Annotated in this window: 9 protein-coding genes and 1 pseudogene; 7 read left to right on the top strand and 3 right to left on the bottom strand. The window is 72.5% G+C overall.

Translation table 11 applies throughout. The features are described from left to right. From J0670_RS20810 to J0670_RS20800, 3 genes and pseudogenes are all read left to right on the top strand, one after another. A pseudogene (locus J0670_RS20810) lies at nucleotides 1–774 on the top strand (hypothetical protein); the annotation flags it as partial. Then, entirely contained in the window at nucleotides 771–1,499 is a 729-nt protein-coding gene (locus J0670_RS20805) for an ABC transporter ATP-binding protein (protein ID WP_207813148.1), read from the top strand. The pseudogene J0670_RS20810 and the gene J0670_RS20805, both read left to right, overlap by 4 nt. Then, a complete protein-coding gene (locus J0670_RS20800; protein ID WP_307806618.1) occupies nucleotides 1,496–2,746 on the top strand; it encodes an ABC transporter permease in 1,251 nt (416 codons plus the stop codon). The genes J0670_RS20805 and J0670_RS20800 overlap by 4 nt, the downstream gene beginning before the upstream one ends. Before the next feature lie 156 nt (nucleotides 2,747–2,902). Here the strand turns inward: J0670_RS20800 and J0670_RS20795 are convergent, their stop codons facing one another. Beyond that, on the bottom strand, nucleotides 2,903–4,732 hold the full coding sequence (locus J0670_RS20795; protein ID WP_207813147.1) for an acyl-CoA dehydrogenase: 1,830 nt from the start codon (nucleotides 4,730–4,732) through the stop codon (nucleotides 2,903–2,905). Between the two features lie 214 nt (nucleotides 4,733–4,946). Between J0670_RS20795 and J0670_RS20790 the strand changes: the two genes are divergently transcribed. Continuing rightward, a complete protein-coding gene (locus tag J0670_RS20790; RefSeq protein WP_374223136.1) occupies nucleotides 4,947–5,450 on the top strand; it encodes an SseB family protein in 504 nt (167 codons plus the stop codon). A 122-nt stretch (nucleotides 5,451–5,572) separates the two neighbouring features. After that, a complete protein-coding gene (locus J0670_RS20785) occupies nucleotides 5,573–6,532 on the top strand; it encodes a pirin family protein (protein WP_207813146.1) in 960 nt (319 codons plus the stop codon). A gap of 56 nt (nucleotides 6,533–6,588) precedes the next feature. Here J0670_RS20785 and J0670_RS20780 read toward each other — a convergent pair whose 3' ends face one another. Then, nucleotides 6,589–7,410 (bottom strand): protein phosphatase 2C domain-containing protein, encoded by an 822-nt coding sequence (locus J0670_RS20780; RefSeq protein WP_207813145.1) that lies wholly within the window; start codon nucleotides 7,408–7,410, stop codon nucleotides 6,589–6,591. Nucleotides 7,411–7,612: 202 nt separating this feature from the next. Between J0670_RS20780 and J0670_RS20775 the strand changes: the two genes are divergently transcribed. After that, entirely contained in the window at nucleotides 7,613–7,759 is a 147-nt protein-coding gene (locus tag J0670_RS20775) for a hypothetical protein (RefSeq protein WP_207813144.1), read from the top strand. 81 nt (nucleotides 7,760–7,840) lie between these two features. Next, the gene (locus tag J0670_RS20770) at nucleotides 7,841–8,218 is read left to right on the top strand and encodes a nuclear transport factor 2 family protein (protein ID WP_207813143.1); all 378 of its coding nucleotides are present in this window, start codon (nucleotides 7,841–7,843) and stop codon (nucleotides 8,216–8,218) included. Nucleotides 8,219–8,264: 46 nt separating this feature from the next. Here the strand turns inward: J0670_RS20770 and J0670_RS20765 are convergent. Further along, the coding region (locus tag J0670_RS20765) for an amidase (protein ID WP_207813142.1) at nucleotides 8,265–9,162 on the bottom strand (898 nt) is incomplete at its 5' end.

Raw genomic sequence — 9,162 nt, 5'->3', positions numbered from 1 at the left:
CCGGCCGCCGGCGACCTCGACCAGCAACTCGCCAACGCCAGGAAGCAGTTGACCACCGACCAGGCCGCCCTGGCCAAGGCCAGGGCGGTGAACGGCCCGATGGTCCCGGCCGCCCACGTCCTGTTCGTGCCGACCCTCCCGGCCACCGTCACCGCCGTCAACGGCACGGTCGGCTCGCCCGCCTCCGGCACCCTGCTGTCGCTCACCAGTGGCGGCCTGGCCGTCACCGGCCAGCTGACGCCCACCCAGGCGGCGGGCGTCAAGCCGGGCATGGCCGTCGAGATCCTCGCCGAGGACACCAACACCACCATCCCCGGCACCATCGCCGAGGTCGGCGCCCCGACCACCGCTCCCCCGGCCGGCAAGGTGATCACCCTGGGCGGCGCGTCCGGCGGCGGTTCCGGCGGCGGCTCCGGAGCCCCCGGTGGCCAGCCCGGTGGCCCGGCCGCCGGGGCACCGGGCAACGGGCCGGGCGGCCAGAGCTACGTACCGCTCGCCATCACCCCGAACGCCCCGCTGCCCGCGGCGATGAGCGGCAAGAACGTCCGCCTGACCGTCCTCAAGGACAAGGCGGGTGCCCCCGTCACCGCCGTCCCGGTCGCCGCGATATCCACCAACGCGGCCGGCCGGACCTCCGTCACCAGGGTGGACGCCGCCGGGAACCGCACCACCGTCCCGGTGACCACCGGCGTCACCGCGGACGGCATGGTGGCCGTGACCCCGGCGGACGGCGCCGAACTGCGCGTCGGCGACCAGGTGGTGGTCGGCAAGTGACCGCACCCGCCGCCGAGGCCGCCGACAAGCCCGTGATCGCCCTGGCCGGCGTCGGCCGCACCCACCCCGGCCGCCCGCCCGTGGTCGCGCTGCACCCCTCCGACCTGACCGTCCACCGCGGCGAGTACCTGGCCGTCACCGGCCCCTCCGGCTCCGGCAAGTCCACCCTGCTGCACCTGCTCGGCCTGCTCGACACCCCCACCACCGGCCGCTACGAACTGGACGGCATCGACACCGGCAGCCTGCGCGACCGGGACCGCTCGACCCTGCGCGGGCGCCGGATCGGCTTCGTCTTCCAGTCCTTCCACCTGCTCCCGCACCGCACCGCGGAGGAGAACGTCGTCCTCGCCCAGGTCTACAACCGCTCCCCGCGCCGCGCCCGCCACGCCGCCGCCCTGGAGGCGCTGCACCTGGTGGGCCTCGGCCACCGCACGGACGCGCTGCCGGGCACCATGTCCGGCGGCGAGCGCCAGCGGGTGGCGATCGCCCGGGCACTGGTGAACCGGCCCAGCCTGCTGCTGTGCGACGAACCGACCGGCAACCTGGACTCGGCCAACGCCGAGGCGGTGCTGGCGCAGTTCGACGCGCTGCACGACCAGGGCTTCACCCTGGTCGTCATCACCCACGACCCGTCCGTGGCCGCCCGTGCCCAGCGCCGGGTGACCATCCGCGACGGCGTGCTGGCCGAGGCCGAGGCCGTCCGGACGACGGGAGTCCCCCGGTGAGCCGCCGCAGCGTGATCCCCGAGCCACCCTCCCGCCTCAGCCCGCGCGACCTGCTCTCCGAGGCGCTCTCCGGCGTCCTGCAGCGCCCCGGCCGCTCGGTGCTGACCATGCTCGGTACGGTCCTGGGCATCGGCGCCTTCGTCGCCGTGCTCGGCCTGACCGCCACCGCCACCGGCCAGATCGGCGAACGGTTCAGCCTGACCAAGGCCACCACCGTCACCGTGACCGACCGGCCGAGCACCGACGGGCTCGCCCCCGGCACCAACCCGTCGAGCGACTTCCCCGCCGACACCGACCGCCGGATGGCCGCGATCGACGGTGTGCAGGCCGGCGGCGTCTGGTGGCCGGTGCCCGGCTCACCGGTGATCGCCCGCCGCCCGGACGGCCCCGGCGAGGGCACCGGGCTCTCCCTGCTCGCGGCCACCCCGGGCGCGGTCGCCGCGATGGAGCCGACCCTGTCCGCCGGGGTCACCATGGACGACTTCGTGCAGCGGACCGCGCAGCCGGTGGTCCTGCTCAGTGAGGCCGCCGCCAAGCGCCTCGGGGTGAGCCGGCTGGACGCCCAGCCGGCCGTCTTCATCGACCACGTCCCGTACACCGTGATCGGGATCTACTCGGACGTCCGCCGTCAGCCGGCCGCCCTGCTCGGCATGGTGATCCCGGCCAGTACGGCGCTGGAGCGGTACGGCAACCCGGCCCCGGACGCGGACTGCGGGGTCCAGGGCCTGGTCGCCACCCGGGTCGGCGCCGCGACCGTGGTGGCCGACCAACTCCCGCTCGCCCTGCGGCCGGACACCCCGAAGTCGTTCACCGTCGTCCCGCCGCCGGACCCGCACAGCCTTCAGGACACGGTGACCTCCGACCTGACCGGGCTGTTCCTGGCGCTGGCCGGGATCTGCCTGCTGGTGGGCGCGGTCGGGATCGCCAACACCACGCTGGTCGCCGTACTGGAGCGGACCCAGGAGATCGGCCTGCGCCGTTCGCTGGGCGCCCGCACCGGGCACATCGCGGCCCAGTTCCTGGCCGAGTCGATGGCGCTCGGCACCCTGGGCGGGCTGATCGGCACCGGCCTCGGCGTGGTGACGGTGGTCGGGGTGGCCGCCGCCCGCGACTGGACGGCCGTCCTCCAGCCGGCCACCACCCTGCCCGCCCCGCTGATCGGCACGGTCGTCGGTCTGCTGGCCGGTCTCTACCCGGCCCTGCGCGCGGCCCGCACCGACCCGCTCACCGCGCTGCGGAGCGCCTGAGAACGGCCAAGAGCGACTGAGAGCAACCGAGAACACCGAAGGGCCCGGTGGCAGCCGGGCCCTTCGGTGTGAGGGTTTTCGTCAGGCGGTCAGGGAGGTGTCACGCGCAGCGTGTCCCAAGAAGGGCGGCGGCGGGCGACGGGTGGGCCGGAGGCCTTAGAAGGCCTCCTCCGCCAGCTCCATGATCTCGTTGTCGATGCCCTCGGCGATCGCCCGCTGCGGAGCGACGGTCGGGAGGATGTTCTTGGCGAAGAAGCGGGCCGCCGCGACCTTGCCCTGGTAGAACGGCACGTCCTTCTCCGAGGCGCCGGCCTCCAGCTTGGCCAGGGCCACCGCGGCCTGACGGAGCAGCAGCCAGCCGACCACGACGTCGCCGGAGACCATCAGCAGGCGGGTGGTGTTGAGGCCCACCTTGTACATGTTCTTGACGTCCTGCTCGACGGCCGTCAGGTCGGCGATCAGCTTGCCGACGATGGCGTCCAGGTCGCCGAGGGCCTTGGCGAGCAGCTCGCGCTCGGCGGCCAGGGCCTCGCCGCCCTCGGCCGCGGCGAGGAACTTCTGGATCTGCTCGGACAGCCCGGTCAGCGCCTGGCCGCCGTCCTTGACGATCTTGCGGAAGAAGAAGTCCTGGCCCTGGATCGCCGTGGTGCCCTCGTACAGGGTGTCGATCTTGGCGTCCCGGATGTACTGCTCGATCGGGTACTCCTGCAGGTAGCCGGAGCCACCGAAGGTCTGCAGGGACTGGGCGAGCTGCTCGTAGGACTTCTCCGAGCCGTAGCCCTTGACGATCGGCAGGAGCAGGTCGTTGAGGCGCTCGGCGGCCTCGTCGTGCTCGCCGCGCAGCTTGGCGGCCGTCATGTCGTCCTGGACCGACGCGGTGAACAGGACCAGCGCGCGCATGCCCTCGGCGTAGGCCTTCTGGGTCAGCAGCGAGCGGCGCACGTCCGGGTGGTGGGTGATGGTGACGCGCGGGGCGGTCTTGTCCAGGAACTGCGAGATGTCGGCGCCCTGCACGCGCTCCTTGGCGTACTCCAGGGCGTTCAGGTAGCCGGTGGAGAGGGTGGCGATGGCCTTCGTGCCGACCATCATGCGGGCGAACTCGATGATCTTGAACATCTGGCGGATGCCGTCGACCTTCTCGCCGAGCAGCCAGCCCTTGGCCGGGTGCTTGGCACCGAAGGTCATCTCGCAGGTGTTCGAGGCCTTGAGGCCCATCTTGTGCTCGACGTTGGTGGCGTAGACGCCGTTGCGCTCGCCGAGCTCGCCGGTCTCCCAGTCGAAGTCGAACTTCGGGACGATGAACAGGCCCAGGCCCTTGGTGCCCGGCTTACCGCCCTCGGGGCGGGCCAGCACCATGTGGATGATGTTCTCGGACATGTCGTGCTCGCCCGAGGTGATGAAGCGCTTCACACCCTCGATGTGCCAGGAGCCGTCCTCCTGCTGGATCGCCTTGGTGCGGCCGGCGCCCACGTCGGAGCCCGCGTCGGGCTCGGTGAGGACCATGGTGGAGCCCCACAGGCGGTCGGTCATCCGCTTGGCGATCTCCAGCTGCTCCTCGGTGCCCTCCTCGGCGATGACGCCGGCGAAGGCCGGGCCGGAGGAGTACATCCAGATGGCCGGGTTGGAGCCCAGGATCTGCTCGGCGAAGGCCCAGATCAGCGAGTTCGGGGTGATCTGGCCACCGATCGACTCCGGGATGCCCAGGCGCCACCACTCGGCGTCCATGAAGGTCTGGTAGCTCTTCTTGAAGGTGGCCGGGATCGGCGCGGTGTTGGTCTCCGGGTCGAAGACCGGCGGGTTGCGGTCGGTGTCGGCGAAGGACGCGGCGAGGTCGTTCTCGGCGAGGCGCGAGATCTCGCTCAGGATGTTCTTCGCGGTCTCGACGTCCATGTCCGCGAAGGGTCCGGTGCCGTACACCTGGTCGCGACCGAACACCTCGAAGAGGTTGAACTCCACGTCCCGCAGGTTGGACTTGTAGTGACCCATGGCCGTTTTCTCCGGTTCGTCGCTTCCGGGAGACCGCCGCGTTCGGGCGCCCCGTACCCACCAGTAGGCATCATGATGCTACCCAGCGGTAACTTGGGCAAGCCCCCTGCGGTGAATCCGGTATGAACGTGGTCACGTCCCACAAGCCGGGACGGCCACTCCTTGTCAGGATCGACGCCAGCGCGGGCGGGTGCGCTCCCGCTAGCCTGTCCGTGTGTACGGATATGACCAGAACGCATACCCGGGTGACCCCTACCAGCAGCAGGCGGGTCCGCAGCCGGGCATGAACGGCATGCCCGGACCCGACGCGTACGGCGCACAGGCGCAGGCGCCCCAGCAGTCCCTCTACCCCGAGCCCTCCCCGCCCTCACTGGCGGACGCGATCCGGGCCTTCACCACCGGCTCGATGGCGGTCGAGGACTTCCAGGCCATCTTCATCACCTCGAAGGTGCACTGCCCGCGCGGCGACCGCCCCGGCTTCCTGGCGCTGCACAACACCCCGACGCCGGTGATCCCGATGTTCAGCTCGCTCAAGGAGCTGCGCCGCTACGCCGGCAAGGAGTCCAAGCACTTCACCGTCACCGGTGCCGAGGTGCTGGACCTGCTGCCCACCGGCTACGGCTTCGCGCTGGACATGGAGGGCGAGCACCGGATGGTGTTCGACGCCAAGGCGGTGGAGCAGATGGTCGACTTCACCATGCGCCGGATGTACGGCTGATCCATCCTGGGAGGGGAGCCGCGCTCGCTCGTCACCACATAGTTCAAGTTTCAACTTGCTTGTTGTTGAGGATTGAACTAATCTCGTGGACGTAGGCCAAAGACCCCCCGAAGGAGGCCGACATGCCCGCCGTGACCGTCGACAACCCGCTGACCCTCCCCCGCGTCACCACGCCGGACCCGGCCGTCGCGAGCGCCCGGCCGGTCCTCACCGTGGCCACCGCGCCCGAGGGCTTCGAGGGCGAGGGCTTCCCCGTCCGCCGCGCCTTCGCCAAGATCAACACGAAGTACCTCGACCCGTTCATCATGATGGACCAGATGGGTGAGGTGGACTACGCCGCCGGCGAGCCCAAGGGCACCCCCTGGCACCCGCACCGCGGCTTCGAGACCGTCACCTACATCATCGACGGAACGTTCATCCACCAGGACTCGCACGGCGGTGGCGGCACCATCACCGACGGCGACACCCAGTGGATGACGGCCGGCTCCGGCCTGCTGCACATCGAGACCCCGCCGGAGTCGCTGGTGAGGTCCGGCGGCCTCTTCCACGGCCTCCAGCTGTGGGTGAACCTGCCCGCCTCGGACAAGATGATCGCCCCGAAGTACCAGGACATCCGCGGCGGCAGCGTCAAGCTGCTCAGCTCCGAGGACGGCGGCGCCCTCCTGCGGGTGATCGCGGGCGAGCTCGACGGCCACCAGGGCCCCGGCACCACCCACACCCCGATCACCATGATCCACGCCTCGATCAGCCCCGGCGCCCAGATCACCCTGCCCTGGCGCTCCGACTTCAACGCCCTCGCCTACGGCCTCGCCGGCAGCGGCTCGGCCGGCCAGGACCGCCGCCCCTTCCACCGGGGCCAGGCCGTGGTCTTCGGCGACGGCGACTCCATCACCCTCCGCGCCGACGAGAAGCAGGACTCCCGCGACAACAACTTCGAGGTCGTGCTCCTCGGCGGCCTGCCGATCCGTGAACCCGTCGCCTGGTACGGCCCGTTCGTGATGAACAGCCACCGCGAGCTCCAGCAGGCCATGGAGGACTTCCAGGCCGGCCGCCTCGGCACCGTCCCCACCGACGCCCACTGATCCGACGGCCGTGAGGGCCCGGACCGCACCCGGTCCGGGCCCTCACGCGTCCCTCCCTACAGCAGCGCGTAGACCGCCGAGGCGTCGTCGTGGGCCCTGCCCCGCGGCCAGCGCTCGCAGCCGACGTCCGTCCGCTCCACCCGGCGGACCTCGGCGATCAGCTCGCCCGGTCCCGACTCGGCGAGCAGCCGCAGCACGTCGCCCCAACTGCCCAGCCCGAAGCGCTCGGTGTAGCGCGAGGCGCCGTCGGTCAGGGCGGCCAGCGCGTGCAGCCGGTCCAGCGGGACGAAGCCGGTCTCGGCGTGCTCGGCCGCGCGCGGGCTGGCCGCGGCGATCCACGGGCCGGCGCCCCGGTTACGGGCGGCGCGCTCCGCCAGCGCGTACTCCAGGTGCAGCGCGGCCCGCTCGGCCGAGCCCGGGACGGTCTCCCAGACCTGGCGGCGCAGTTCCTCCCCGCCCGGGAAGCGCTGGTTGTCCCCGATCACCTGGGGCGGGCCGTCCTTGAACTCCAGCACCAGCAGCGAGTCGCCGAGCACCAGGTACTCCAGCGACTCGCCGTGCCGCCGGGCCGCGACCACCATCGCGGCGGGCGTGTTGGGGTGGGCGAGGTCGCAGCGGCCGCCGTGCAGCGCGGCCGTCTCCACGATGGCGTCGGCCAGGCAGTCGGCGATCGAGCGGTCCGCGCGGTCGGTGAGCCGGGCGAGCAGGTGCACGCCCAGCCGACGGACGTACCAGGCCGTGCCGTGCCGGCACCCGGACTCCAGGCCGGCCGGCGAACTCGCACCGTCCAGCAGGACCAGCGCCTCCGGCGAGGCGGCCGCGAAGTCCTCGCTCTCGCGGTCGGGCCGCCGCGCTTCCCCTGCGAGCTGTAGCTGCATCCCGCCAGTGTGGCCGCCGCCCCGGGCCGCGCCCAGCCCCGTGCGCCGGAGCGCCGCGGGGCGGGGGCGGGCGTCCGGTGGCAGCCGGGGCGATCCGGCCATACCGTCGGAGAGCGAGCGAACGATTCGGCCATTCGGGGCCGGTCCGGTTTGCGACCACCTTCGGGTGGCCGGGCGGCCCGGGACTGACGAGGAGCGGATCATGTTCTGGCAGTTCATCGTGTTGCTGGCCGCCGCGCTCGGCTTCCCGGCCGCCGCGCTGCTCTACCTGATCGGCGGGCCGCGCTTCCCCGACGAACCGCGCGGCCCCGAGCGCCGGCCGCCCGGCACTCCCGGCTCGAGCGCCTAGTGCTGTGACCGGGATGGTCAACCGTGATCGGAAGGCGGCTCGCGGGGCGAGCGCACGCGCGACGGCTGGTATTACTGGGACATGCAGGAAGAGACGGCACGCTCCGCGATCGACACGTTCATCTCCGCGTTCAACGCCTCGGACGACAGCTATGTGACTGCCCTGCTCTCCCAGGCCCTGACCTCAGACGTGGTCTTCTGGGGGCCGTTGGGCCGCAGCGAAGGAATCGCGGCGGTCGAGCGGTTCGTGCTGGACATCCGGCGCCACCCGGCGGGGACCGGCACGATGGCGCGCTGCTCGGCGGTGGACATGCCTGACGAGTGGGCGCGGTACCAGTGGGTCTTCACCACGCCGGATGGAGGCCCCAGCCTGACGGGAACGGACGTCGTCCATCTGCGGCGGAACCTCATCGACCAGGTCATCGTCTTCGCGGGGGAGATCGAGCCGTCCACCTCCTGAGTCGGTCCAGGCAGGCCAGGCCGATCCCGGCGGGGCCGGCACCCACCTAACGATCAGTCAATGCCCTTTCCAGAACGGCGGCCCGGTCGAGCAGCAGCTCGTCGTCGCCCGCCGCGCCGACCACCTGGAGGCCGAGCGGCAGCCCGTCCTCCGTCCGGCCGGCCGGCAGGCTCAGCGCGGGCAGGCCGAGGTAGCTCCACGGCAGCGACATCACCGCGTCCCCGGTGCCGTGCAGGCCCTCCGGTGCGCCGCCGGTCGCCGAGGGCCCCAGCCACAGGTCCACCCCGGCCGCGGCCGCCGCCCCGGCCACCCGCTCGCGCAGCCGCTCCCGGAACTGCAACGCGGCCGCGCGGTCCTCGGCCGCGACACCCTGGCCGACCCGGATGCTCGCCGCCGTCTCCGGCCGGTACAGGCCCCCGAACCGGGCGAACCAGTCGGCGTGGCTGCGGGCCAGCTCGAAGCGGTTGACGGTCTGCAACTGCCGTGTGATCTCGGCGAAGTCGGGGAACAGCGGCACCCTGCGCACCGTCAGCCCGGCCCCGGCCAGCCGCTCCACCTGTTCCTCGAAGGCGCGCAGCGCGGCCGGTTCGGCCCGCTCCAGGTAGCCGCCGTCCGGCACCCCGAGCACGGGCGGGACCGACGCCGCTCGTCGGCCGTCCCCCGCCCGCCAGTCGTCGCAGAGCAGCGAGGCGGCCAGGGCCGCACCGGCCAGGTCGGCGGTGAACACTCCCAGGGTGTCGAAGCTCGGCGCGTTCGGGATCACCCCCGCGATCGGGATCCGCCCGTACGTCGGCCGGAAGCCCACCACCCCGCAGTACGCGGCCGGCCGGATCACCGAGCCGACCGTCTGGGTGCCGATCGCCAGCGGCACCAGCCCCGCCGCGACCGCCGCCGCCGAACCGCTGCTGGAGCCGCCCGGAGTGTGCCCCGGGTGGTGCGGATTG

The organism is Streptomyces sp. FH025, assembly GCF_017427025.1.
Taxonomy (GTDB): Bacteria; Actinomycetota; Actinomycetes; order Streptomycetales; family Streptomycetaceae; genus Kitasatospora.
The sequence above is the reverse complement of the archived record's forward strand: the minus strand, read 5'-3'. Positions and strand labels throughout refer to the sequence as shown.

Excerpts from the sequence above, each read along its gene's own strand:
- J0670_RS20785 (WP_207813146.1), top strand. The coding sequence starts at position 5,573 with ATGCCCGCCGTGACCGTCGACAACCCGCTGACCCTCCCCCGCGTCACC.
- J0670_RS20775 (WP_207813144.1), top strand. The coding sequence starts at position 7,613 with ATGTTCTGGCAGTTCATCGTGTTGCTGGCCGCCGCGCTCGGCTTCCCG.
- J0670_RS20795 (WP_207813147.1), bottom strand. The coding sequence starts at position 4,732 with ATGGGTCACTACAAGTCCAACCTGCGGGACGTGGAGTTCAACCTCTTC.
- J0670_RS20770 (WP_207813143.1), top strand. The coding sequence starts at position 7,841 with ATGCAGGAAGAGACGGCACGCTCCGCGATCGACACGTTCATCTCCGCG.
- J0670_RS20780 (WP_207813145.1), bottom strand. The coding sequence starts at position 7,410 with ATGCAGCTACAGCTCGCAGGGGAAGCGCGGCGGCCCGACCGCGAGAGC.